This is a genomic window from Lutibacter sp. A80 (genome assembly GCF_022429645.1).
Taxonomy (GTDB): domain Bacteria; phylum Bacteroidota; class Bacteroidia; order Flavobacteriales; family Flavobacteriaceae; genus Lutibacter.
This window is the reverse complement of the sequence record NZ_CP092480.1, coordinates 1,030,404-1,056,180: the sequence shown is the minus strand read 5'-3', so window position 1 is coordinate 1,056,180 and position 25,777 is coordinate 1,030,404. Positions and strand designations below refer to the sequence as shown.

General features: G+C 29.9%; 21 protein-coding genes. 14 read left to right on the top strand and 7 right to left on the bottom strand.

Annotation, left to right across the window (positions count from 1 at the left end; all coding sequences use genetic code 11):
* Positions 1-32 precede the first annotated feature (32 nt).
* The 9 genes from purB to MHL31_RS04665 all read left to right on the top strand — a co-directional run bounded on the left by purB (position 33) and on the right by MHL31_RS04665 (position 10,236).
* Positions 33-1,376: an adenylosuccinate lyase gene (gene purB / locus MHL31_RS04705; RefSeq protein ID WP_240227927.1), complete on the top strand. Its 1,344-nt coding sequence runs from the start codon at positions 33-35 to the stop codon at positions 1,374-1,376.
* Between the two features lie 11 nt (positions 1,377-1,387).
* A complete protein-coding gene (locus MHL31_RS04700; protein ID WP_240227926.1) occupies positions 1,388-1,756 on the top strand; it encodes a hypothetical protein in 369 nt (122 codons plus the stop codon).
* Between the two features lie 3 nt (positions 1,757-1,759).
* The gene (locus MHL31_RS04695) at positions 1,760-2,536 is read left to right on the top strand and encodes a TerC family protein (protein ID WP_240227925.1); all 777 of its coding nucleotides are present in this window, start codon (positions 1,760-1,762) and stop codon (positions 2,534-2,536) included.
* Positions 2,537-2,684: 148 nt separating this feature from the next.
* Complete coding sequence (locus MHL31_RS04690; RefSeq protein ID WP_240227924.1) at positions 2,685-3,749, top strand: AI-2E family transporter; 1,065 nt, start codon at positions 2,685-2,687, stop codon at positions 3,747-3,749.
* A gap of 208 nt (positions 3,750-3,957) precedes the next feature.
* Positions 3,958-5,268, top strand: coding sequence for a TolC family protein (locus tag MHL31_RS04685; RefSeq protein WP_240227923.1), 1,311 nt, complete (start codon positions 3,958-3,960; stop codon positions 5,266-5,268).
* A 36-nt stretch (positions 5,269-5,304) separates the two neighbouring features.
* Positions 5,305-6,378, top strand: coding sequence for an efflux RND transporter periplasmic adaptor subunit (locus MHL31_RS04680; RefSeq protein WP_240227922.1), 1,074 nt, complete (start codon positions 5,305-5,307; stop codon positions 6,376-6,378).
* Positions 6,379-6,380: 2 nt separating this feature from the next.
* Positions 6,381-9,575 (top strand): efflux RND transporter permease subunit, encoded by a 3,195-nt coding sequence (locus tag MHL31_RS04675; RefSeq protein WP_240227921.1) that lies wholly within the window; start codon positions 6,381-6,383, stop codon positions 9,573-9,575.
* 154 nt (positions 9,576-9,729) lie between these two features.
* Complete coding sequence (locus tag MHL31_RS04670) at positions 9,730-10,038, top strand: hypothetical protein (protein WP_240227920.1); 309 nt, start codon at positions 9,730-9,732, stop codon at positions 10,036-10,038.
* Between the two features lie 12 nt (positions 10,039-10,050).
* On the top strand, positions 10,051-10,236 hold the full coding sequence (locus tag MHL31_RS04665) for a DUF2892 domain-containing protein (protein WP_134246324.1): 186 nt from the start codon (positions 10,051-10,053) through the stop codon (positions 10,234-10,236).
* Positions 10,237-10,405: 169 nt separating this feature from the next.
* Here MHL31_RS04665 and MHL31_RS04660 read toward each other — a convergent pair whose 3' ends face one another.
* From MHL31_RS04660 to MHL31_RS04650, 3 genes are read right to left on the bottom strand one after another with little or no spacing between them, the layout of a single operon-like run.
* Complete coding sequence (locus tag MHL31_RS04660) at positions 10,406-12,298, bottom strand: pyruvate carboxylase subunit B (protein WP_240227919.1); 1,893 nt, start codon at positions 12,296-12,298, stop codon at positions 10,406-10,408.
* A gap of 25 nt (positions 12,299-12,323) precedes the next feature.
* Entirely contained in the window at positions 12,324-12,506 is a 183-nt protein-coding gene (locus MHL31_RS04655) for a hypothetical protein (RefSeq protein ID WP_240227918.1), read from the bottom strand.
* 11 nt (positions 12,507-12,517) lie between these two features.
* Positions 12,518-14,074, bottom strand: coding sequence for an acyl-CoA carboxylase subunit beta (locus tag MHL31_RS04650; RefSeq protein ID WP_240227917.1), 1,557 nt, complete (start codon positions 14,072-14,074; stop codon positions 12,518-12,520).
* A gap of 662 nt (positions 14,075-14,736) precedes the next feature.
* Between MHL31_RS04650 and MHL31_RS04645 the strand changes: the two genes are divergently transcribed.
* The gene (locus MHL31_RS04645) at positions 14,737-15,966 is read left to right on the top strand and encodes a uracil-xanthine permease family protein (RefSeq protein WP_240227916.1); all 1,230 of its coding nucleotides are present in this window, start codon (positions 14,737-14,739) and stop codon (positions 15,964-15,966) included.
* An 83-nt stretch (positions 15,967-16,049) separates the two neighbouring features.
* On the opposite strand, the gene MHL31_RS04640 is transcribed toward MHL31_RS04645, so the two are convergent.
* Complete coding sequence (locus MHL31_RS04640; protein WP_240227915.1) at positions 16,050-17,906, bottom strand: fasciclin domain-containing protein; 1,857 nt, start codon at positions 17,904-17,906, stop codon at positions 16,050-16,052.
* A 368-nt stretch (positions 17,907-18,274) separates the two neighbouring features.
* Between MHL31_RS04640 and MHL31_RS04635 the strand changes: the two genes are divergently transcribed.
* The 4 genes from MHL31_RS04635 (at position 18,275) to MHL31_RS04620 (ending at position 23,010) form a co-directional block, all read left to right on the top strand.
* Positions 18,275-18,466, top strand: a complete 192-nt coding sequence (locus tag MHL31_RS04635; RefSeq protein WP_240227914.1) for a cold-shock protein — start codon at positions 18,275-18,277, stop codon at positions 18,464-18,466.
* Between the two features lie 153 nt (positions 18,467-18,619).
* Positions 18,620-19,807 (top strand): tRNA 2-thiouridine(34) synthase MnmA, encoded by a 1,188-nt coding sequence (gene mnmA, locus MHL31_RS04630; protein ID WP_240227913.1) that lies wholly within the window; start codon positions 18,620-18,622, stop codon positions 19,805-19,807.
* Positions 19,808-19,881: 74 nt separating this feature from the next.
* The gene (locus tag MHL31_RS04625) at positions 19,882-22,074 is read left to right on the top strand and encodes a S8 family serine peptidase (protein ID WP_240227912.1); all 2,193 of its coding nucleotides are present in this window, start codon (positions 19,882-19,884) and stop codon (positions 22,072-22,074) included.
* Entirely contained in the window at positions 22,075-23,010 is a 936-nt protein-coding gene (locus MHL31_RS04620) for a nitronate monooxygenase family protein (protein WP_240227911.1), read from the top strand.
* Between the two features lie 96 nt (positions 23,011-23,106).
* Here MHL31_RS04620 and MHL31_RS04615 read toward each other — a convergent pair whose 3' ends face one another.
* The 3 genes from MHL31_RS04615 to MHL31_RS04605 all read right to left on the bottom strand — a co-directional run bounded on the left by MHL31_RS04615 (position 23,107) and on the right by MHL31_RS04605 (position 25,413).
* Positions 23,107-23,367, bottom strand: a complete 261-nt coding sequence (locus tag MHL31_RS04615) for a DUF1456 family protein (protein WP_240227910.1) — start codon at positions 23,365-23,367, stop codon at positions 23,107-23,109.
* 31 nt (positions 23,368-23,398) lie between these two features.
* Complete coding sequence (locus MHL31_RS04610; RefSeq protein ID WP_240227909.1) at positions 23,399-24,322, bottom strand: sterol desaturase family protein; 924 nt, start codon at positions 24,320-24,322, stop codon at positions 23,399-23,401.
* A 149-nt stretch (positions 24,323-24,471) separates the two neighbouring features.
* Positions 24,472-25,413 carry a lytic transglycosylase domain-containing protein gene (locus MHL31_RS04605; RefSeq protein ID WP_240227908.1) on the bottom strand — a complete coding sequence of 314 codons (942 nt, stop codon included), beginning with the start codon at positions 25,411-25,413 and terminating at the stop codon, positions 24,472-24,474.
* Between the last annotated feature and the right edge of the window lie 364 nt (positions 25,414-25,777).

The following is a 25,777-nucleotide window of genomic DNA, read 5'->3' as shown; positions in this document are numbered from 1 at the left end:
TAATTTTGCATTTTTCAACACAAAACTAAAAGATGGCATTAACAAGTTTAAACGCAATATCTCCAATAGATGGAAGATATAGAAATAAAGTAGAAAATTTAGCAGCTTTTTTTTCTGAAGAAGCACTAATAAAATATAGGGTTAAAGTAGAAATTGAGTATTTTATTGCATTATGTGAAATACCATTGCCTCAATTAGTTGATTTTGATACTGAACTTTTTGATAAATTAAGAAGTGTTTATATTGATTTTACTAGTGAAGATGCTCAAAAAATTAAAGATATTGAGAGTGTAACAAATCACGATGTAAAAGCTGTAGAATATTTTATTAAAGAGAAATTTGATGCGTTAAACCTTCATAAATATAAAGAGTTTATACATTTTGGATTAACATCGCAAGATATTAATAATACAGCTACTCCATTATCAATTAATGATGCATTTGATGTAGTTTACTACCCAGAACTTGCAACTCTTTTAGAAAAATTAAGACAATTAGCAGTAGCTTGGGAAGATGTACCAATGTTAGCACGCACACACGGTCAACCAGCTTCACCTACACGTTTAGGAAAAGAAATACTAGTATTTGTAGAACGTATAGAGCAACAAATAAAACAATTACAAAATGTGCCTTATGCAGCTAAATTTGGAGGAGCAACAGGTAATTATAACGCACATAAAGTTGCTTATCCAACAATAGATTGGAAAGCATTTGGTACTCATTTTGTTGAAAAAGTTTTGGGGTTACACCATTCTTTTCCAACTACACAAATAGAACATTACGATCATATTGCAGGTATTTTTGATGCTCAAAAGCGTATTAATACTATTTTAATTGATTTTAATAGAGATATTTGGACATATATTTCTATGGATTATTTTAAACAAAAAATTAAAAAAGGCGAAGTAGGTTCATCGGCAATGCCTCATAAAGTAAATCCTATAGATTTTGAAAATTCTGAAGGTAACTTAGGAATTGCAAATGCACTTTTTGAACATTTATCTGCAAAACTTCCTATTTCTCGTTTACAACGCGATTTAACAGATTCTACAGTTTTAAGAAATGTAGGAGTTCCATTTGCTCATACAATTATTGCCTTCACTTCTACGTTAAAAGGATTGAACAAGTTATTAATTAATAAAGAAAAATTTGCACAAGATTTAGAAAATCATTGGGCTGTTGTTGCAGAAGCAATTCAAACAATATTAAGAAGAGAAGCATACCCAAATCCGTATGAAGCTTTAAAAGGTTTAACAAGAACAAACGAAAAGATTACTCAAAAATCTATGGCAGATTTTATTGATAGTTTAGAAGTTTCTAACGAAATAAAAATAGAATTAAAAGCCATAACACCTAGTAATTATACCGGAATCTAAAAAATAAGTATATGAAAAAGATTGCATTATTAATATTTTTAATAGCCATAGTTAGTTGTAATACTACACCATTAAGTGCAGATCGTTTTAAGTCTGGTACTTTTGAAATTCCAGCAAGTAAGGGGTATGAAAAAACAATTATTATAAGGCAAGATTCTATACAAATTGAAAAGTATGAAAATAGAATAGATACTTTGTCCATTTCTTGGAAAAATAATTTTAATTATACGCTAAAAATGTTACATCCAAGAACAGCTATTGACGAAGATCCTATTCATGTTAAAATAACAAGTATTGAAGATGACTCATACGAGTTTGAAGCTGTAATAGGTCGTTCTAATTATGTTCAAAAAGGTGAGATTTTTAAAATATTAGAATAAATCATGGAAATATTTTTACAAGCAGATACTTGGATTGCTCTGCTGACTTTAACTTTTTTAGAAATTGTTTTAGGTATTGATAATATTATTTTTATATCAATAACCGCAGGTAAATTACCAAAAAATAAAATTAAAAAAGCTACCAGGCTTGGGCTTTTATTGGCACTTGTTTTTAGAATATTTTTATTGTTAGGTGTATCGTATTTAATTTCTATGAAATCACCATTCTTTACTTTCGATTTCTCTTGGCTTAAAGGAGGTATTACTGGGCAAAGTGTAATTTTAATATTAGGAGGTATATTTTTATTGTATAAAAGCACAAAAGAAATTCATCATAAAGTAGAAGGAGTTGATGATGAACTTGAGGAAAAAACAATAAAAAGTGTAGTTAAAAGTTCTTTTGTAAGTGTTATATTTCAGATAGTTATGATTGATATTGTGTTTTCTTTCGATTCTGTTTTAACAGCTGTTGGTATGACAAATGGTGTTCCAGGAGCTTTAATAATTATGATTACTGCTGTAATTATATCTATAATAATAATGATGATTTTTGCAACTCCTGTGGGTGAATTTGTAAATAAAAATCCAACAATTCAAATGTTAGCACTTTCATTTTTAATTTTAATAGGTTTTATGTTAATTACAGAAGGAGCACATTTATCGCATTTAGAAGTTTTTAATAAAGCTGTGGGTGCTATACCAAAAGGATATTTATATTTTGCTATTGCATTTTCATTAGGTGTTGAAGCTCTTAATATGAAAATTAGAAAGAAGAATTAATTATTTACTATTAATTAATAAGTTTTAAATTTAATTAGCAGATTTTTGTCACTACTTTTGTAGTAATTAAAAACGAACATACTAAAAGTAAATTGTAAAAAATAACAATTGTAAAGGTATAGCCGTTAAAAATGAATGATATAAACACATGAAAGATTTAAAAACAACAAATATTTTATTGCTTTTATTGGTAATACCATTGGTATTCTATATTTTAAAAACAATGTCTTTTATTTTTATACCATTAATTTTTTCAATGTTTATTGCATTGTTGTTCTTACCATTAATGCGATGGTTGTCAAAACGAAAAATCCATAATTTTATAAGTATTTTTATAGTATTATTAATTTTTGTTGGTATTTTTAAAATAGGAGGAGAGCTAATAAAAATAACTAGTAGAGAAATATTAGCCACAGACAGTCTGTTTTTTGAAAAAGCGGCAACAAAAATTAATTTGTTAGCACAATCTTTTGAAGATTTTTTAGGGATTAATTATTTTGATGATGGCAACCTTATAAGTCATTTTATTAATAGCGATACTATTTCAAGTAACTTTGGCTCTACGTTTGATTTTATAGGAAATACAGTTTCTATGACATTAATGACTGCCTTTTTTGTTGTTTTATGGTTAGCAGAATCTATTAATTTTCAAAAGTTTTTAAATGATACTATTTTAAAACAAAAATTTGCATCAGTAAAAACGTTTATGAAAATTGAAAAAGACTTAATAAAATTTGTTAAGGTAAAGTTTTTAGTTAGTGCGCTTACAGGTCTTGGTTTTGGTTTGGCCTGTTATTTTTTCGATGTTAGTTTTCCTATTTTTTGGGGGTTATTTGCCTTTCTTATAAATTTTATTCAAATGATAGGTTCTGTTGTATCTGTAATTTTATTGGCACTTTTTGCTTTTGTAGAATTGGACCCTACAAGTACATTGTTGTTTTTTATAATAACTATAACATTGGTACAAGTAGTTTTTGGAAGTATTTTAGAGCCAATATTTATGGGAAGATCTTTTTCAATAAATATTATTACAATTTTAGTAATGTTAATGCTTTGGGGATATATTTGGGGAGTTCCAGGTTTAATTATGTCTATACCAATAACAGTATTTTTAAAAATTATTTTTGAACAATTTCCTCAAACGCAATTGTTGGCTACCATAATTTCTGGTAACGATGTAAAAATTAAGCTTCCTCGTATAAAAAAATCTTAATATTTATAAATACTTTTTTCTAGTTTTATCTTTTGTATTTGTTTTAAAGAAATATCCTTTACTTGTTAGTTATTATCCCTTTTAAAAGACTCTAAAACAATAAACTTTTAATCTTTAAGTAATAATTGTTACAGATGTTTGTAATGTTTATTACTGCTTGCTCAATTCACCTCAATTACATTTGCACTAAACAAAAAAAGCAATTAAGATGCGAGGTACATTTATTTTATTCATTTCATTATTTCTATTCAATATATTAATAGGTAATGCCCAACAAGAAACTTCCGTTTCTTTAGATGAAATGTTAGAAAAAGTTGAAAGTAATAACCATACTGTAAAAATTTCTGAAGAGAATTTTAATGCAGCAAAGGCAGATTACAATCAAACAAATTCAATTTTATTACCTAATATTTCAATTTCACATACGGGTATTTCAACTAATAATCCTTTAATGGCATTTGGTTCAAAATTAAATCAGGAAATTTTAACACAAGAAGATTTTAATCCTGCACTTTTAAACGATCCAGATGCGATTCAAAATTTTACAACTAAAATTGAAATTCAACAACCAATTTTTAATGCCGATGGTATTTATATGCGTAAAGCAGCAAAAGCTAAAATGAATGCTTTTGAATTGCAAACCACTAGAACTATAGATGCTGTAAAGTTAGAAGTAACCAAAGCGTATATGCAGTTACAAGTTGCATATAAAGCGGTTGAGGTTTTAGAGAAAGCGAAAGTAGCAGCGCTAGAAAATAAGAAAATTGCAGAAAATAGTTTAAAGCAAGGTTATTTGCAACAATCGGATATTCTTTCAGTTGAAGTTCATGTTACTGAAGTAGAAAATCAATTATTAACTGCAAAAAGCGGAGTTAAAAATGCTTCAGATTATTTATTGTTTTTAGTAGGTGAAACTAATGAAACAACATTAAAACCATCTACAGAGTTAACTGCAGCATTAAATTTAGAAGTTTATAACCAGCAACTTTCAGAAAATAGAGCAGATATAGAAGCTATGGAAAAAAGTACAGAAGCTTATACAAATATGTATAAGGCCAATAAAATGTCTTATTTGCCTAGCTTAAATGCTTTTGGAAGTTATGAATTGTATGATGATAAAATTTTTAATGCAAATGCCAATGGTTATTTAGTTGGAGCTCAGTTATCGTGGAATGTTTTTGAAGGTTTTAAACGTATTGGAAAAACTCAAAAAAGTAAAGCAGAATTAGATAAGGCTGAAATTAGTTTAGAGCAATATAAAAACAAAAGTCAGTTAGAATTTAACAAAGCAAAACGTCAGTTAAAAGATGCTGAAAATAGTATGAATTTAACAAGTTTAGCGGTTGAGCAATCTAAAGAAGCATTAAGAATTAGAACAAATAGATACGAGCAAGGATTGGAAAAAACTTCAGACGTATTAATTTCTGAAACAAAATATTTACAAAAACAATTAGAATATTTACAAGCTGTTTTTAATTACAATTTTACAAAAACATATGTAAACTTTTTAACAAAATAAACTAACTAAAATCACTACACTTAAAATACTACCATAATGAAAAATATATTTAAAATACTAACAGTTATTACTTTAACAATAATAACGAGTTGTGGAGACGATAAAGCAAAAGTTGTTGACAACAGAGTTGCAGTTGATGTAACAATAAGTACTCCTTCTTCTGAAGTTGGAAACTTTATAACTGCTAGCGGAAAAGTAGAAGCTGCTCAGAATGCAAATTTAAGTACTCGTAATATGGGCTATGTAAATAAAGTTCATGTGAATGTTGGAGATAAAGTTTCTAAAGGACAACTATTATTAAGTATAAACAGTGCAGATATTTCAGCTCAAAAAGCTCAAGTAGGCGCTTCAATAGCAGAAGCTACAGCTGCGTTTAATAGTGCAGAGAAAGATTACAATCGTTTTAAAGCATTGTTTGAGACTAATAGTGCTTCACAAAAAGAAATGGACGATATGACTGCAAATTACGAAATGGCAAAAGCGCGTTTAGAAGCTGCTAATCAAATGAAAAATCAAGTAAATGCACAATTATCATATTCAAATATTACAGCGCCTTTTAGTGGTGTAATTACTGGTAAGTTTATAAATGCTGGAGATATGGCAAATCCAGGTGTGCCTTTAATTAGTATAGAAAACCCAAGTAAGTTTCAAGTAATTGCCATGGTTCCAGAATCTGAAATTACTTCAATAAAAAATGGGAGTACTGTGTCGGTTTTAATAAAGTCTACCAATCAAATTTTAAATGGAACTGTTACAGAGGTTAGTTCTTCAACCAAAAATACTGGAGGGCAATATTTAGTTAAAATTGTATTAGAAGAAACAGCGGTTAAATTATTATCTGGAATGTTTGCTTCAGTACAATTTCCAACGGAAAAAGCTTCAGAAGAAAATACACCAATTTTAATTCCAACTGCTTCAATTGTAGAACGAGGAGAGTTAAGAGGTGTTTATGTTGTAAGTCAGTCTAATACTGCATTATTACGTTGGTTGCGTTTAGGAAAAGAATTTGGCGATAAGGTAGAAGTCTTATCTGGATTGTCTGTAGATGATAAATTTGTTTTAACAGCTGAAAGTAAAATTGTTAACGGTTCTAAACTTAACGTACAATAATTATGAAAGAAGGATTAGCTGGCGGAATAGCCAAAGTATTTATGAATTCAAAATTAACTATTTTGTTAATGATTATGTTTATGGTCATTGGTGTGTATAGTTCATTTTTAATTCCAAGAGAAGAAGAGCCACAAATAGATGTACCCATTGCAGATGTTTTTGTAAGTTATCCAGGAGCAAGTTCTATTGAAGTAGAATCAAGAGTAATAAAACCCTTAGAAAAAATTGTTTCAAACATAAAAGGAATAGAATATGTGTATTCTACTTCTATGAATGAACAAGCAATGTTAATAGTACAATTTTATGTAGGTGAAGATATTGAGCGTTCGTTTGTAAAGCTTTATAATGAAATTATGAAGCATATGGATCAAATGCCGCAAGGTGTTTCTATGCCATTGGTTAAAACAAGAGCAATTGATGATGTTCCAATGTTAGCACTTACATTATGGAGCGAAACATATGATGACTATCAATTAAAACAAGTTGCAAATGAATTAACTAGTGAAATTGAAAAAATTAATGATGTTGCAATTACCAAAACAATTGGTGGAAGAAATAGACAAGTACGTGTTGTTTTAGATAAAGATAAAATGGCAGAAAGCGGCTTGGATATGTTAAGTATTACGCAAAAAATCCAAGCAAATAACCAACAATTAACTTCAGGTAGTTTTGACAGTAATAATACAGAGTACCTTGTAAATACGGGAAATTTTTTAACAAATATAGAAGATGTAGAAAATTTAGTTGTTGGTGTACAACAAAATATGCCTGTTTATTTAAAACAGATTGCAACCATTACAGATGGACCTGAAATACCAAAAGAATACGTGTCTTTTGGTTATGGAAAGGCAAACGAATTATCTGAAAATTACGATTCAGAATATCCTGCAGTTACTATTTCTATAGGGAAAAGAAAAGGTGCTGATGCAATGAAAATATCAGAGAAAATACTTGATAAAGTAGAGTATTTACGTCAAGATTTATTGCCTGATGATGTACATATGACAGTTACACGTAATTATGGTGAAACAGCATCTCATAAAGTTTCTGAACTATTAATGCATTTAATAGGATCAATTTTGGCAGTAACAATTGTAGTTATGTTAGCTATGGGCTGGCGTGGTGGTTTGGTAGTATTTCTATCGGTTCCAATTACATTTGCTATGACGTTGTTTAGCTATTATATGTTAGACTATACCTTAAATAGAATTACACTATTTGCTTTGGTATTTGTAACAGGTATTGTGGTAGATGACTCTATTATTATTGCTGAAAATATGCACAGGCATTTTAAAATGAAACGACTGCCTTTCAAACAGGCTGCTTTATATGCTATTAACGAGGTTGGTAATCCAACAATTTTAGCAACATTTACTGTAATTGCATCTGTTTTACCAATGGCTTTCGTGTCTGGTTTAATGGGGCCTTATATGAGTCCAATGCCTATAGGAGCTTCCATTGCAATGATAATTTCTTTATTTGTTGCCCTTACAATTACACCTTATTTAGGGTATTATATTTTAAGAGAAAAAAATAAACAAGAAGAAAAGGAAAAACAAGGTGTAGAAACAACATTTATATTTAAGTTATATAATAAACTAGAAAGACCATTACTTCAAAATAAAAAGAAACGTTGGGTGTTTTTAGGACTTACTTCGTTACTATTATTAGCTTCAATGGCATTATTTTATACTAAAGGTGTAGCCGTTAAAATGTTACCTTTTGATAATAAAAATGAGTTTCAGGTGGTGATAGATATGCCAGAAGGTACAACTTTAGAAAACACTTCGGCAGTTACAAGAGAAATAGCTAATTATTTATCTCAAAGACCAGAAGTAGATAATTATCAAAGTTTTGTAGGAACTTCTGCACCAATTACATTTAATGGTTTGGTACGTCATTACGATTTACGTGGAGGTTCTAATATGGCAGATATTCAAGTAAACTTAATTGATAAAGAAAATCGATCAGAGCAAAGTCATGATGTTGCAAAAAAATTAAGAGCCGAAATTCAAACAATAGGAAAACATTTTAATGCCAATGTTAAATTGGTAGAGGTTCCACCAGGACCACCTGTAATGTCTACAATAGTTGCTGAAGTTTATGGGCCAGATTATAAAGAGCAAATTAATATAGCAAAACAATTAAAAGAAATTGTTTCAACAACTAGTGATATTGTTGATGTTGACGATATGATTGAGGCAAACCAAACAGAATTTAATTTTGTAATTGATAAAGAAAAGGCAATGTTAAATGGTGTTGCTCCTCAGCAAATTGTAGCAACTTTAAAAATGGCACTTTCTGAGCAACCAATTTCAACATTGTATAAAGAAACAGCAAATGAGCAAGTTGGCTTAGTATTAGCTTTAGATGAGAAAGAAAAATCTTCAATAAATGATATAAAACAATTAAAAGTTATTTCGCAAATGGGAGTTGCAATTCCTGTTGGAGACTTAATTAAAGTTGAAGAAAAAATAAGAGAGAAGTCAATTTACCGTAAAAATCAAAAACGTGTTGTATATGTAATTGCAGATATGGCTGGGGAATTAGAAAGTCCTGTGTATGGAATTTTAAATATGAGTGATAGATTGGGTGAAATTAAAGTCCCTACAGGGTTCACTTTAAATGAAGAATTTAATCAACAACCACTACACGAAGATAATTATACTGTAAAATGGGATGGAGAATGGCAAATTACATACGAAGTTTTTAGAGATTTAGGAGCTGCTTTTGCCATTGCAATATTTGTTATTTACTTATTAATTGTGGGTTGGTTCCAAAACTTTAAAGCGCCTTTAGTTATGTTAGTTGCAATTCCGCTTTCTATGGTTGGTATTATTGTTGGTCACTGGTTAATGGGAGCGTTTTTTACTGCAACGTCTATGATTGGTATGATTGCTTTAGCAGGTATTATGGTGCGGAATTCAGTATTGTTGATTGACTTTATTGAGTTAAGGTTGCAAGATGGAGTGCCATTAAAACAAGCTGTAATAGAAGCTGGTGCTGTTAGAACAACTCCAATTTTACTAACTGCTGGAACCGTGGTAATAGGTGCATTTGTAATTCTATTTGATCCAATTTTCCAAGGTTTAGCAATTTCATTAATGGGGGGAACAATTACAGCAACTGTTTTAACTTTATTAGTAGTACCACTAGTATATTATATGACAGAAAAACATAAACACCCAGAAAAATAATATAAAATAGTTAACCTGAATTTATTTAAGGTTTTTATAAAATTTATTTCAATTCCACTAAGTAACCATAATTTGGTGGAGTTGAAGTATTATTCTAAAATATCGAGATATTAGAAAAAAATAAATAGCATTATTCACTATAAACCAAATTAATATGAAACTACTATTAATAACAAGCGTATCACAATTTGAAAAGGATGTTTGTAAATTTTTTAAAAAAGCAGAAATATTGGTGTACAGTACCTCTGATATTCAAGGTCAAAAATTTTATCCTTTAAAAACTATTCAAGACAATTGGTTTTCTGCTCAACGAGATACACACGACTCTAAATTATATTTTTCTTTTACTACAGAAGATAAAGTAGATACTATATTTAAAGAGGTGGAAAAGTTTAATGCTGAAAAATCAAAATCCAATCCAATTAAAGCAATTGTTTTGGATATAGAAAAATATATTAACTAAAAAAAGAAAATAATGAAATCAAGATTAATGAATATTATTCCTGGAGCTTTTATATTAATTAGTTTACTTCTTGCTATAAAAGTAAACATTAATTGGCTTTGGTTTACTGCATTTGTAGGTGCAAATTTATTTCAACGCGGGTTTACAAAATGGTGTTTGTTAGAAATTATTTTAGGTAAATTAGGGGTTAAAGATTAGTTCTTTACCATTTTATTTTAAAATAAATTCCAATAAAAAAGCTGTTTAAAAATTAAATTTTGTCAAGCTAAATTTACGCAAGCTCTCATACTAATTGTATTTAAATATGATGAGGTTTTGGATAAGATTTAGAGTCATTATTTTAAAATTTTTTAAACAGCTTTTTAATTTAATCAATTACAAATAATACATCATTTTTAGCTACAGAATCACCTGAATCGTATTTGATTCCAGATAAGACTCCATCTTTATTAGCTTCAAAATTATTCATCATTTTCATGGCTTCAAGAACAACAATAATTTCACCGGCCTTTACAGTGTCGCCATTTTTTTTCTTGTATTCAACAATCATACCTGGAATTGGAGATAACACAGCTTTTTCGTTTTTATTAACTGCTTTTCCTTCTTTCTTTTTACGTGCAGGTCTAGCCATTGCTTTGTTGTTAGGAATTGCAACGTTGAATTTTTCACCATCAACAATTACTTCCATTTCATGCATTTGACCATTCGCTTTTTTTCCAGCAGTCAATTCTCCAGCAAGTGCTTTTGCAATTAAATCACTTTCTTTTTTTACATCTTCAATAGTTTTTGGAATGGCTTCTTTTGGAATTTCTTCTATTCCATATTTCCATTTTAAGAATCTTTTACCGGTAACAGGATATAAGGCTAAAATTAATTCGTCATCTATATCTTTTGCTAATCCATCAGATTTTTCTTTTACAGCAGCCATTTCTGGTTCTAAAATACTTCCTGGTCTGCATTCAATATGTTGCTCACCTCTAGGGTAATCTTTTAAAGCTTTTTTTCTAAGTTCTGGATTAATTGGTTTTGTTGTTTTTCCATATAAACCATAACATAAATCTTTAACTTCTTGTGTAATTCTAGAGTATTCACCTTCGTATGAATCAAATAAAACATTATTAACTGTTTGCACTCCAACTATTTGGCTGGTAGGTGTTACTAAAGGGATTTGACCTAAATCTTTTCTAACTTTAGGAAGCATTTTAAATACATCGTCTAGCTTATCTAAAGAATCCATTGCTTTTAATTGATTCACTAAGTTAGATAACATTCCTCCAGGAGTTTGATGTAAAATTACATCGGTATCTATAATGGCATATTTAGGGTTGTTAGCTAAGTGCTTGTATTTTGGAATTATTTCTTCCATTTGAGCGCTTATTTTAGATAATTTTTTAATATCAAAACCGGTATCTCTATTGGTACCTAATAATGACATAACTAAAGGTTCAATTGCAGCATGTGAGGTTCTGTAAGCATATGGAGACATACAAGTGTCTACAATATCAATACCAGCTTCAATGGCTTTAAAAATTGATAAATCTCCCATACCTGATGTAAAATGTGTATGAAGATTTAATGGGATATCTGTTATTTTTTTTAATTCAACAATTAAATTATAAATATCATAAGGAGCAATTAAGCCTGCCATATCTTTAATACAAATAGAATCTACTCCAAAATCAATAAGTTCTTTTGCTTTATTAATATAGTAATCTATATTGTATATTTCACCACCCATTCTTGGTTCTGTTAACGTATAGCAGATAGTGCCTTGAAAATGCATGTTATTTTGTTTTACAACTTTAGCTGCAGTTTCAAAATTTCTGTAATCGTTTAAAGCATCGAAACAGCGAAAAATATCAATACCATTATCACAAGCTCTTTGTACAAAATTTTGTACAACATCATCTGCATAATTTCTATACCCAACTACATTTTGTCCTCTTAATAACATAAAAAAAGGTGTTTTAGGCATATGTTTTTTTAATATTCTTAATCTTTCCCAAGGGTCTTCTGCTAAGTAGCGATGCATGGTGTCGAATGTAGCTCCACCCCAAGTTTCTATGGCGTGAAATCCAATTTCATCCATTTGTTCGGCAAGAGGAATCATATCTTCAGTTCTACCTCTGGTTGCAAATAAAGATTGGTGTCCATCACGAAAACTTAAATCTTGAATTTTTATTGGGTTTGTGGCTTTTGCTCTATCTGCACCATAAGCAACTGGTGCCATTTTTAATACTCCGTGGTTATCAAATTTCATATTAATTAAAGTTTAATAGTTGCTATTAAAAAATTTTAATTCCAATAGTTTTTCCTTTGCGTTCTAAAATTTTTCTATCGTGTATAGTTCTACTAATTCCCATTTTACTCCAGGTGTCTATAGTTGTATTAGTTTCTGAATTTTGGTTTTGCATATAATAACTAACCGCTATTACTGCTGCACGTTTCTTTTTTTCAATTAATGTCATAATTAATATAATTATTGTGGAATGTTTCCGTGTTTTTTTGGTGGTGTTATTTCAGATTTTGAACTTAAAGCTTCTAAAGCAGCTATAAGTCTTTCTCTAGTTTCACTTGGTAAAATTACTTCATCAATATAGCCTCTTTCTGCAGCTAAATATGGAACATTAAAAGCTTTTTCATATTCATTAATTTTTTCAGTTGTTTTTGCTGTTTTATCTGCTGCGTTATTTATTTCTTGTTTGTAGCTAGAGATTACTTCTACAGCGCCTTTAGCACCCATAACGGCAATTTCTGAAGTTGGCCAGGCAAAAACCATATCAGCTCCTAAATGTTTTGAGCTCATTGCTAAATATGCACCTCCGTAATCTTTTCTAACAACAACGGTTATTTTTGGCACAGTAGATTCTGAATAACTCCATAATAATTTAGCTCCATGTCTTATTATTCCATTCCATTCTTGATGTACGCCTGGTAAATATCCAGGAACATCAACAAACGTAATTAAAGGGATGTTGAAAGCATCACAAGTTCTCATAAAACGACTAATTTTATCGGAAGCATCAATATCCAAGCATCCTGCTAAAATCATTGGTTGGTTTGCTATAATACCAACAGATCTATTATTTAACCTACCGAAGCCAACAATACAGTTTTCAGCAAAATATTCGTGGACTTCATAAAAATCATTACCATCAAGTACTTCTTCAATAATTTCTTTCATGTCGTATGGCACTTTAGAATCATCTGGGATAATGTTATCTAGGGTGTCACACATTCTTTTAGGATCGTCACCAGTTTCTAAAATTGGAGCATTTTCCATATTGTTATTAGGTAAGTAATCTAAAAGATCTCTAATTTGTTCTATACAATCTTCATCGTTCTCACAAGCAAAATGTGCGTTACCACTTTTTGAATTGTGAACCATTGCACCTCCTAAATCTTCAAAAGTAGTTTCTTCTCCAGTTACAGTTTTAATTACATAAGGACTCGTAATAAACATATGGCTTGTTTCTTTAACCATAAAAACAAAATCGGTCATTGCAGGAGAGTATACGGCACCACCAGCACAAGGTCCCATAATTGCAGAGATTTGAGGAACTACACCTGAAGCTCTCGAATTTCTAAAGAAAATATCTCCATAGCCTTTTAAGGCATCTACACCTTCTTCAACTCTTGCGCCACCAGAATCGTTTAATCCAACAATTGGAGCACCTGCTTTTATTGCTAAATCCATTATTTTACATATTTTAGAAGCATTCATTTCTCCTAAAGAACCACCTCTAGATGTAAAATCTTGTGAATAAGCAAAAACTGTTCTGCCGTTTACCAATCCGTAGCCTACAATAACACCATCAGATTCAATTTCTATGGATTCCATCCCAAAGTTTACAGATCTGTGTTTTACAAATGCATCTACTTCATGAAAAGTATCTTCATCAAATAAAAGGTTTAAGCGCTCACGAGCTGTTAGCTTGCCCTTTGCGTGTTGCTTTTCAATTCTATCTTTGCCGCCCATTTGCACTGTTTTTTTTCGGCGTTCAATTAAATGGGCTATTTTATCAACAACTTTCATACTTTATTTATTGTTTATATAAAACTTTAATAATTTGTTTTTAGAATTTCATCTGTAACAAAGTTAACAATACAATTGCAAAAAATATCTTACAAAAGTCATATTTTTAATAGTGTTTTTTTGTTTTTGCAGAATTTAATTCACTTAATTTATTAAATATATCTTAAAAATATAAGTTTTAACATCTATATTGTTAATAATAATAAATTATTGATTGTTTTTATTGAATATATGGTAAAAACAACTTTTATGAAATTATTTTGAAAAACGATGCTTTATTTTTGTTTTAAATCAAGATGAGTGACTTGATTTAAGAAGATTTAAATTTTAAGAGAAAATTAGTAAGGGTTTAAGTGTGCTTAAAATAACTAGTATTTAATAATATGTTGTAATGTGAAGTGTTTAGTATTTTATTTAATAAAAATGTAAAAATTACAGTATTTATTTTTTGTATAATTATTAACATTATGTTTTAATAACATTTTTAATGGTTATAAAATTGTTTTGATTTTATAAGTAAATTAGTTCGATTAAATTTTTAACACTGTTTTAGGTGTGAATCTAAATTGATACTAGCTAAAGGTCAAATTATTATTAAATTTTTATACTGATTGTATCAGTAATATTTAATTACGACTTATAAAACCAATAAATTTTAATAAATGAAACAAAATCAAATTTTAACCAACACTTCAAACCCAGTAAAAAGAATAATTATTGGAATTCAATTTTTATTTGTTGCTTTTGGGGCAACAGTATTAGTACCACTTTTAATTGATATAGACCCTGCAGTAGCTTTATTTACAGCAGGTGTTGGAACATTAATATTTCATCTAATAACCAAAGGAAAAGTCCCTGTTTTTTTAGGAAGTAGTTTTGCTTTTATTGCGCCTATAATTGCTGCGACAAAATTATATGGTTACCCTGGTGCATTAGGAGGTATTATTGCAGTAGGTATTGTTTATTCAATAGTCTCTGCTATTATAAAATTATGGGGATTACGTGTTATTGAAAAAATATTTCCAGCAGTTGTAGTGGGGCCTGTTATTATGATTATAGGGTTGTCTTTAGCTTCAACTGGTGTAGATATGGCTAAATCTAATTGGCCAATTGCAATTGCAGTTTTAGCTACAGCTATAATTATTGTGACTTTTACAAAAGGGTTGATTAAATTAATTCCAATATTTATAGGAATTGTTGTAGGTTATGTAATATCAATTTTTACAGGTTTGGTAGATTTTTCACCGGTAAATGAAGCAGCTTGGTTTGCTTTTCCAAAATTTACATCACCTGAGTTCAATTGGGGAGCAATTTTATATATGATTCCAGTTGCAATTGCACCTATTATTGAGCATATAGGTGATATGTATGCAATTGGAGGTGTTGCAAATAAAAAGTTTGTGAAAGATCCAGGTTTACACAGAACGTTATTAGGTGATGGTGTAGCAACTGCATTTGCTGGCTTTTTTGGAGGACCACCAAATACAACGTATTCTGAAGTAACAGGAGCTGTTGCTTTAACAAAAATTACTGATCCAAGAGTGTTACGTATTGCAGCTGTTACAGCAATTGTGTTTTCGGTTATAGGTAAAATTAGTGCTATTTTAAAAACAATTCCTTCGGCTGTTTTAGGAGGTATTATGTTGTTGCTTTTTGGTATGATTGCTAGTATTGGAATTAGAACATTAATAGATGCAAAAACAGATTTTTCAATTACTAGAAATCAAGTTATTGTTTCTATTATTTTAACCGTTGGAATTGGGGGTGCTCAAATAGGGTTTGGAAACTTTTCTTTAGCAGGAATTGGTTTGGCTTCTGTTGTTGGGGTAATTTTAAATTTAATTTTACCAAATAAATCTAAACCTATTAAGGGTAGTCATGTAGAAGAATAAATTTATAAAATGAAAAAAGCCTGTTTGATTGGTTTTTAAACTTTTCAAACAGTCTTTTTATGTAATTAAATAATTAAAGAATATTAATTTAAATTAGGTAAAACTACTTTGTCAATAACGTGAATAACTCCATTAGCAGTTTGTACATTTGTAGCTATAATATTACTTACTCTATCATTGGCGTCGGTTAACGTAGCGCCACCAGAGATGTTTGCAGTAATATCGCCACCTAGAGTAGTTACTGTCATATTATCAGTAAGCATTTCAGCAGTTACATTTGCACCACCTACAACGTGATGATTTAAAGTTGCGGTTAAAGTGGCACCATCAATATCAGATAAGCTATCAGCGCCAAGTTCCGTTAATAAAGCACTAAAAGCAGCATCAGTTGGGGCAAAAACAGTAAAAGGAGCGGGGTCAGTTCCATTTACAGTAGATAATACACTTACAAAATCAGGTTGGTCATCTCTAGTTAAGGCAGCTACTAAATTAGCAAAGCTATTATTTGAGGTTGCCATAGTAACAATAGTTGGTAATCCAATAATGGCATCTACTAAGTGAATAACACCGTTGTCTACATTATTGTCAGCGCCAGTTACAGTAGCAGTTCCATTAATTTTAACATCATTAGTTATGTCAATATACATACTCATATTAGCGCCGTTTGGAGTTGCAGTGGAAAGTGAACTAATATAACCATTAGCTAAATCACTAGATTGTACATTTCCTGCAACAACGTGGTTTAGTAGTATTTGTGTTAAAACATCAACAGGTACATCATCTAAAGAGTTAAATCCGGCATTTGTTAAAAAAGTAGCAAAAGCACTGTTATCGGGAGCAAAAACAGTGTAAGAAGTGTCACCACTTAAAGTTTCAACTAGGTCAGCTTTTTGTAAAGCAGCTAATAAGCTACTGTAGTTATCCATATTTGCAACTACAAAGTCAGCAATAGTATTTGTAGGTTGTTCTAACATTGGTAAAACCACTTTATCAATAACGTGAATAACACCATTAGCAGTTTGTACATTTGTAGCTATAATATTACTTACTCTACCATTGGCATCGGTTAACGTAGCGCCACCAGAGATGTTTGCAGTAATATCGCCACCTAGAGTAGTTACTGTCATATTATCAGTAAGCATTTCGGCAGTTACATTTGCACCACCTACAACGTGATGATTTAAAGTCGCGGTTAAAGTGGTACCATCAATATCAGCTAGGCTATCAGCGCCAAGTTCCGTTAATAAAGCACTAAAAGCAGCATCAGTTGGGGCGAAAACAGTAAAAGGAGCAGGATCAGTTCCATTTGCAGTAGATAATACAGATACAAAATCAGGTTGATCATCTCTAGTTAAGGCAGCTACTAAATTAGTAAAGCTACTATTTGAGGTTGCCATAGTAACAATAGTTGGTAATCCAATAACGGCATCTACTAGGTGAATAACACCGTTGTCTACATTATTATCAGCGCCAGTTACAGTAGCAGTTCCATTAATTTTAACGCCATTAGTTATGTCAATATACATACTCATATTAGCGCCGTTTGGAGTTGCGGTAGAAAGTGAACTAATATAACCAGTAGCTAAATCGCTAGATTGTACATTTCCTGCAACAACGTGGTTTAGTAGTATTTGTGTTAAAACATCAACAGGAACATCATCTAAAGAGTTGAAACCTGCACTTGATAAGAATTCGTCAAAAGCTGTATTATTAGGTGCAAAAACAGTAAAGATTTCATCACCACTTAAAGTTTCTACCAAATCAGTTTTTTGTAAAGCGGCTAAAAGGCTACTATAATTATCTATATTTTCAACTACAAAGTCTGCAATAGTATTTGTTTCAGGAGTTTTTATTGTATCATCGTCATCATCACAAGATAAAAAGCTAAGTGATAACATTATCGATACAAATACGGTAAGAATGTAAGGTGATTTTTTCATGGTTTAATATTTTTTAGTTTCGGCTAAGATATAAAAAATAAATAAATGTTTAACTAAATAAGATTAAAGCTAAACAAAATAAAATTAAACATTCCTTGTTGTAAATCGCTTGTATTTCGTGTTTTCGTATTTAAGGTATTAAAAATAAGTAAGTTATGTTTTTAAAATTCATTTATTTTGTTTAATATTTTTTATTAAAACTTTAACAAAATATTAATACTTGTGGTGGTTTGTTCATTGATTTAAGTTTAATTTAAAACAAAATTTCTTGTTTATGCATCAAAAAATTAAATATAAAATACTAAAAATAATGATGTTAAATAAAAATAAGTATATTTGTAAAATATAATAAATTAAAATTTTAATAAATGAGTAAAGGCACAGTAAAATTCTTCAATGAAACTAAAGGATTTGGATTCATCAAAGAAGACGACTCAAACAATGAACATTTTGTACACATTTCTGGTTTAATCGATGAGATTCGTGAAGGTGATGAGGTAGAATTCGATTTACAAGAAGGTAGAAAAGGAATGAACGCAGTAAACGTAAAAGTTATTTAATATAATTATTATCGATTATTTATTGTAAAGCCTATCAAATTTTGATAGGCTTTTTTTATGAATATTATTTTTAATATTAATTTAAGTTACTCATTTAAATTAACTTTTTGTTACTAAAAGTTATCAGTATCTTTGCATTCTAAATTTTTTAAAATGAAACGCGTAATAGTAGGTCTCTCTGGGGGTGTTGATAGTAGTGTAGCTGCATATCTGTTAAAAGAACAAGGTTATGAAGTTATTGGTTTATTTATGAAAAATTGGCACGATGACTCTGTAACAATTTCAAACGAATGTCCTTGGTTAGAAGATAGTAATGATGCTATGTTAGTTGCGGATAAATTAGGAATTCCATTTCAAGTTGTAGATTTAAGTGAACAATACAAAGAACGTATTGTAGATTATATGTTTAAGGAATATGAAATGGGGCGTACTCCTAATCCAGATGTATTGTGCAACAGAGAAATTAAATTTGATGTTTTTATGAAAATTGCATTGGATTTAGGAGCAGATTATGTTGCAACTGGACATTACTGTAGAAAAGGTGAAGAAACCATAAATGGAGAGCAGGTTTATAAATTATTGGGTGGTGTTGATGGAAACAAAGATCAATCTTATTTCTTATGTCAGTTATCACAAGAGCAATTGGCAAAAGCTTTGTTTCCTATTGGAGAATTAACAAAACCAGAAGTGCGTAAAATTGCTGCTGAGCAAGATTTAATTACTGCCGATAAAAAAGATTCTCAAGGGTTATGTTTTATAGGAAAGGTGCGTTTACCTGAATTTTTACAACAAAAATTAGAACCAAAAGAAGGTGTTATAGTTCAAATACCAGAAGATTCAACTATTTATAATAGAGAAATTCCCAATTTTAATTCTAAAGAAGAAGAATTGGCATTTTTTTCAAAAAAATATGAATACAAAGTTTCAGACGGTAAAATTGTAGGAAAACATCAAGGTGCTCATTATTTTACAAAAGGGCAACGTAAGGGATTGGCAGTTGGCGGTACAAAAGAACCTTTATTTGTAATAGATACAGATGTTATTGAAAATGTAATTTATACTGGTGAAGGTAAAAATCATAAAGGTTTATATCGCAATGTGCTATTTGTTTCTAATGAAGAGTTACATTGGGTTAGAAAAGATCTAGCATTAGAAAATGGAGCATCTACTCAGGTATTATCAAGAATTAGATACCGTCAAAAATTAGAAAAAGCAACTTTATATAAAGTTGAATCTGGTTTATATGTGCAGTTTGAGAATATGCAATCTGCCATTACTGAAGGTCAATTTGTTGCTTGGTATAAGAACGAAGAATTGCTTGGGTCTGGAGTAATTTCTTAATATTTAAAATTTTAAAATACTTGTTTAATAATAATTAGTACTTTACAACATATAAATTTTTAAAACTAAATAAAGTGAAAAATAAGTTATTAGTACTAATATTCTTTTTTTCAATAACTAATTTGTTTGCGCAAATTGAAGATGCTTGGGTGTATTTTAAAAATAAACCAAGTGAAACTTCGTATTATGCAAACCCATTAAATATGTTAAGTCAACGTGCTTTAGATAGAAGAACACGTTATAATATAGCATTAGATATTAAAGATGTTCCAATTGAACAGACATATATAACTGCAGTTATTAATGCTTCTGGTATTGCTGTTTTAGCAAAATCTAAATGGTTGAATGCACTACACATACAGGGAACAAAAGAAAATATTGATGCGTTGTTAAATTTAAAGTTATCAAATTTTAGTTTTATAGATTCTATTGAGTTTGCCAATAAAACCTTGAATAGCTCTAAGTCAAGTAAAGTTTTAAAACAGATTTCTAGAACCAAGAATAAATTGTTAGAAACAACAACTAATTTTACTTATGGAAATGCTGAAAATCAACTAATAATGTTGGGTGCAGAAACACTTCATGAAAATAGTTTTACAGGTTCAGGAATGCATATAGCAGTTCTGGATGCAGGATTTCCAAAAGTAGATGTTTTACTTGCTTTTAAAAGAATTAGAGATAACGGACAAATTTTAGGAGGTTATGATTTTGTAGATAGAACACCTCATATTTATGGAGGTGATTCGCACGGAACTTCAGTTTTATCTACAATGGCGGGGTATTTAGAAAGTGGAGTAGATGGAGCAACAACCAATTTTGTAGGTACAGCTCCAGATGCAAGCTATTATTTATTTAGAACGGAAAATGCTCCTGTTGAGGTTCGATTAGAAGAGAGTTTGTGGGTTGAAGCTGCTGAAAAAGCTGATAGTTTAGGTGTTGATGTTATTAATACTTCTTTGGGGTATTCAGTATTTTTTGACAATCCAGATCACAATTACGATTATAGTGATATGGATGGTAAAACTACATTTATTACTCGAGGCGCTGAAATTGCTTTTTCTCGAGGAATGATATTAGTTGCTTCAGCTGGAAATGAAGGAGGTGATTCTAATTGGCCTTATATAAATTCACCAGCAGACGCCCCTTCGGTTTTAACAGTTGGTGCGGTCAATGCTTCTGGTGCTATTGCTTCGTTTAGTTCATTTGGACCTACAGCAGATGGTAGGATAAAGCCAGATGTATGTGCGCAAGGGCAAGGTACCTATATAATTAATTCAGGAGGAAGTGCTGTAGCTGGTAACGGAACATCTTATTCATCACCGGTTTTAGCTGGAGTTGTTGCGTGTTTGTGGCAAGCTTTCCCAGATAAAACAAATACAGAAATAACACAATTAATAAGAGAATCGGCACATTTATACCCAGCTTCTACCAATCAAGAAGGGTATGGAATTCCAAATGTTTCTACTATTTTTGAAAATGCTTTTGATTTTGATGGTGATGGTATAAATAACGATTTAGATAAATGTCCAAACTCACCAGAGGGCGCATCAGTTGATAGTCAAGGTTGTCTGGTTTTACCAGCTACTAATTTTAAAATAGAAGTTATTAGCGAAACTTGCCCTGATGAAGATAATGGACAAATAAAAATTACTTCAGAAACTCCTTATAATTATTTAGTAACTATTAATGGTTTAAATTATTCATTTACAGATGAAAACATCTTAGAATTAACTGATTTACCAGTTGGTTTGTACGAGATTTGCATTACTCTTGAAGAACAAGATTATGAACAATGTTATAGTTTAGCTATTGAAGAAGCTAATGTTATTTTAGGAAAAGTAGCGGTTACTTCTAATAATGCTATTATAGAAATAAATAAAGGAACTCCTCCATTTATAGTTTATTTAAATGGTAAAGAAATGATGAAAACATTGAATACCAATTTTGAATTAGAAATTAATCAGGGTGATTTAATTCAAGTGAAAACAAGTATTGTTTGTGAAGGTGTTTTTTCAAAAGAAATCGAAACTATAAATTTGTTAACTGTTTTTCCAAATCCAGTTACAAATACAATAAATTTTAATTTCCCTAGCGATATAACAGCATTAAATATTTCTATTTATACAACTCTAGGAAATACTATTATAGAAAGTAAAGTAGTAAAATCTAATCCAACAATGGTTATTTCACATTTACCTAAAGGAATTTATTTTTTACAAGTGAAATACAATAATAAAGTCAAAATATTTAAAATTATTAAAGGCTAAATGAAAAATACAATTACACAATTATTCAGAATAAAATATCCAATTATTCAAGCAGGAATGGTTTGGAATAGTGGTTGGAAATTAGCATCAGCAGTAAGTAATTCAGGAGGTTTAGGGTTAATAGGTGCAGGTTCTATGTATCCTGATGTTTTAAGAGAACATATTCAAAAATGTAAAAAAGCAACAGAAAAACCTTTTGGGGTAAATGTACCTTTATTGTACCCTAATATTGAAGAAATTATGCAAATAATTGTAGAAGAAGGTGTTAAAATAGTTTTTTCTTCAGCTGGAAATCCAAAAACGTGGACGCCTTTTTTAAAAGAAAATGGTATTACTGTTGTTCACGTAGTAAGTAGTGTAAAATTTGCATTAAAATCTGAACAAGCTGGTGTAGACGCTATTGTAGCTGAAGGTTTTGAGGCAGGTGGTCATAATGGGAGGGAAGAAACTACTACATTTACATTAATTCCTATGGTAAAAGAAAAATTATCAATTCCTATTATAGCTGCTGGAGGAATTGCATCAGGTAGAGGTATGTTGGCAGCTATGGTTTTAGGTGCAGATGGTGTTCAAATAGGAAGTAGATTTGTAGCGAGCACAGAATCTTCTGCACATATTAATTTTAAAAATGAAGTTATTAATACACAAGATGGAGGAACGCAATTAACGCTGAAAGAACTAGCACCTACTAGGCTTATAAAAAATTCATTTTATAATGAACTTCAAGAATTGTATCAACAAAAACCAACGGTTGAACAATTAAAAGAAAAATTGGGTAGAGCCAGAGCTAAGAAAGGTATGTTTGAAGGTGATTTAGAAAATGGTGAATTAGAAATTGGTCAAATTGCCGGATTAATAAATGAGATAAAACCAGCTGCTGAAATTGTACAAGAAATTATAGGTGAGTTTGAAGCTGTAAAAAAATCGTTTTGTTAAAACATTAAATTTAACTTAACAGGCATTAAAACTTGTTAGGTTAATATTTTTCACTTGTACCATTTTTAGATATAATATTAATTATACATAAAGGTATTACTTTTTATCAACCTGTTTTTTAGCTTGTTTTGGAGGCATTGGTCCACGTAAATGAATAATCAATCCGTTTAAAAAATTACGTAAAAATTGATCTCCACATTCCATATATTTTGGATGGTCTTCACTTCTAAAAATAGCGCCTAGTTCGCTTTTACTAACTTTAAAGTCAACTAGTTCACAAATTTTTATAATATCTGTATCACGTAATTTATGAGCTACGCGTAATTTTTTAAAAATGTCATTATTTGTTAATCCCATATGGCAAAGTTAATTTTTTTAAAATTATAAACTAGACTTTAGTTTGTTTAAGTTCTAATTGCATTTGTTTTACTGTTTGTGTACTATTATCGTGACTCCAGCCAGGAGGGCCAAAAGTGTACATAAATTTATGATACCAATTTTTTGATTTTTTAGTATCGTTCCAGATATCTTTGTATTCGTGTGTTAAAATAACCCAAGGGTTATAAGAGTCAGGAGCGTGAGTAACACCATATTCAACTTTAATATTCTCATCTAATTCTTTCCAAGTTCCAAAAATTTTATCAAAAATATTTAAAAAACCTCCGTGGTTTTTATCCATATATTCAACATTTTTTGCGTGGTGTACTTGGTGCATTGTATGCGTATTAAAAACTTTCTCTAGAAAGCCCATTTTTGGTATGTAAACTGAGTGTAATTGAAATTGCCAAAGGGCTTCAATACCAAGACAAACTACTACCATTTCTGGTCTAAATCCTAATGCAGGAATCCACATATAAAATAAGGGTTTGTATAAAATTGTAAACCACCCGTTACGTACCGCAGTTCCTAAGTTAAAATTGTCTGATGAATGATGTACAATATGTGCAGCCCATAAAAACCGAACCATATGGTTTTGCCTATGAAACCAATAATATGTAAAATCGTCTAATAGTTGACAAGCAATCCAAATATACCAAGCATATCCAAATGATTGCCAGCCCATTATATTGGTTCTTACACCATTAATTTCGGGATTGAATATTTCAAAAACAATATTAAAAATTACAATTGCAGAAATAGTTTTTATTAAGGGAGCAATTACCGCAGAACCAATACCCATAAAAAGGCTGGCTCCTAAATCTTTCCATTCGTATAGATTTTTCTTATTGTGGGTTTTGCTATAAGTTAGTTCTAGTAAAATTAATGCTAAGAAGCAAGGTACTCCATACACTAATGGGTTGGTGAAATCCATTTATTGGTTTTAAATTGTTAAAAGGTGGAATATAGGTATATTTTATGGAACCAATGTATTTACAAGGGTTATTTATAATTTAATAAAATATAGCTATCGTTGTTTATTAGAATTACTTTATTAAAAAAAACTAATAAACGTATGTTATTTTAATTATTAACAGGTATTTTAATTTCGTATAATTTGCGAGATTTATTATTTAATTTGTTTTCACGTAACCAAGAATTATGGTATTTTAAAATTTTGTAATTAATTCCTAAGTTTTTAGAAAATTCAGCAATATTGGCAATTGCAGTATCAACTTTAATAATTTTAGTTTCTTCTAAAGCATATAAATCTTCTTCGTCAAAAATAAAACCATATTTATTTGGGTTAGATAGTATTTCTTTTACAGCAACTATTCTAGGTAAATATCTACTTGTTTCAGATACTAAAAGTAAATCGTAATAATCATCAACTTTTTGAGCTTTAAGTCTTCTAGAAATCCCCGCATTTCCAGCATTGTAAGCCGCAGCTGCTAATGTCCAACTACCAAATCGCTTTTTAGAAGCATTTAAATAATCACAAGCTACTTGTGTTGCTTTTTCTAGATGGTAACGTTCATCAACATTTGAATTAACCTCTAAGCCTTTTTCTTTGGCAGTAGAGCTCATTATTTGCCAAAAACCTTTAGCTCCAGCAGGTGAAGTTACATCTTGTAAACCACTTTCAATTACTGCTAAATATTTAAAATCATCTGGGATTCCATTTTTAGCTAAAATTGGTTCTATAATTGGAAAATATTTATTTGCTCTTTTAAATAAAAGTAATCCATTAGATTGCCAGTATGTATTTACTAACAATTCACGATCTATACGTTCTCTAATATCTCCTTTTTCAATAGGTACATGTTCTCCTGCAAATTCTAAGTTAGAAGGTATTTTTAGCGCTCTAATTTTATAGCTTTCACTGGTATTAGAGTTGTTGTTTACGGTTTCTTCATTATTTGAAGATTCTGTAGCTGTTTTAGAGGTGTTTTCTGTTGCAAAAATCAATAAAGAACTTACCATAATAATGGCGACTAATCCTAAAATTTTAATTGTATTTTTCATGGGTATATTTTAATTTCTTATGTTTTGTATTTGCTATAATTTGTAAAATAATAGGGGTTAAATTTTTACTGTGGATAATTTACAAATTTATTTGAATTTACAAAGTGAATGAAACTATTTTAACAAAAATAATACGATTTTAACTAAAATTGAAGTAAATAATAGAATTTAATTGTTTTTGATTGAAAAATATACATAAAAACTCTTAGCTATAGAACTATAGTAGTATGTTTCTATGTTTTAAAATTAATATTTATTTTAATCATTAAATCCTTGAGATTATAGAATTGATAGCCTAAGAAACATAATGCTATTGTTAGCTGTAATAAAACCGTAAAAAATAAAATAAATAGCTACTAATTTA

Coding starts and splice junctions, on each gene's coding strand:
- mnmA (WP_240227913.1), top strand. CDS start 18,620: ATGAAACGCGTAATAGTAGGTCTCTCTGGGGGTGTTGATAGTAGTGTA.
- MHL31_RS04670 (WP_240227920.1), top strand. CDS start 9,730: ATGAAACTACTATTAATAACAAGCGTATCACAATTTGAAAAGGATGTT.
- MHL31_RS04690 (WP_240227924.1), top strand. CDS start 2,685: ATGAAAGATTTAAAAACAACAAATATTTTATTGCTTTTATTGGTAATA.
- MHL31_RS04700 (WP_240227926.1), top strand. CDS start 1,388: ATGAAAAAGATTGCATTATTAATATTTTTAATAGCCATAGTTAGTTGT.
- MHL31_RS04620 (WP_240227911.1), top strand. CDS start 22,075: ATGAAAAATACAATTACACAATTATTCAGAATAAAATATCCAATTATT.
- MHL31_RS04665 (WP_134246324.1), top strand. CDS start 10,051: ATGAAATCAAGATTAATGAATATTATTCCTGGAGCTTTTATATTAATT.
- MHL31_RS04660 (WP_240227919.1), bottom strand. CDS start 12,298: ATGAAATTTGATAACCACGGAGTATTAAAAATGGCACCAGTTGCTTAT.
- MHL31_RS04695 (WP_240227925.1), top strand. CDS start 1,760: ATGGAAATATTTTTACAAGCAGATACTTGGATTGCTCTGCTGACTTTA.
- purB (WP_240227927.1), top strand. CDS start 33: ATGGCATTAACAAGTTTAAACGCAATATCTCCAATAGATGGAAGATAT.
- MHL31_RS04635 (WP_240227914.1), top strand. CDS start 18,275: ATGAGTAAAGGCACAGTAAAATTCTTCAATGAAACTAAAGGATTTGGA.
- MHL31_RS04610 (WP_240227909.1), bottom strand. CDS start 24,322: ATGGATTTCACCAACCCATTAGTGTATGGAGTACCTTGCTTCTTAGCA.
- MHL31_RS04640 (WP_240227915.1), bottom strand. CDS start 17,906: ATGAAAAAATCACCTTACATTCTTACCGTATTTGTATCGATAATGTTA.
- MHL31_RS04645 (WP_240227916.1), top strand. CDS start 14,737: ATGAAACAAAATCAAATTTTAACCAACACTTCAAACCCAGTAAAAAGA.
- MHL31_RS04655 (WP_240227918.1), bottom strand. CDS start 12,506: ATGACATTAATTGAAAAAAAGAAACGTGCAGCAGTAATAGCGGTTAGT.
- MHL31_RS04650 (WP_240227917.1), bottom strand. CDS start 14,074: ATGAAAGTTGTTGATAAAATAGCCCATTTAATTGAACGCCGAAAAAAA.
- MHL31_RS04685 (WP_240227923.1), top strand. CDS start 3,958: ATGCGAGGTACATTTATTTTATTCATTTCATTATTTCTATTCAATATA.
- MHL31_RS04615 (WP_240227910.1), bottom strand. CDS start 23,367: ATGGGATTAACAAATAATGACATTTTTAAAAAATTACGCGTAGCTCAT.
- MHL31_RS04675 (WP_240227921.1), top strand. CDS start 6,381: ATGAAAGAAGGATTAGCTGGCGGAATAGCCAAAGTATTTATGAATTCA.
- MHL31_RS04680 (WP_240227922.1), top strand. CDS start 5,305: ATGAAAAATATATTTAAAATACTAACAGTTATTACTTTAACAATAATA.
- MHL31_RS04605 (WP_240227908.1), bottom strand. CDS start 25,413: ATGAAAAATACAATTAAAATTTTAGGATTAGTCGCCATTATTATGGTA.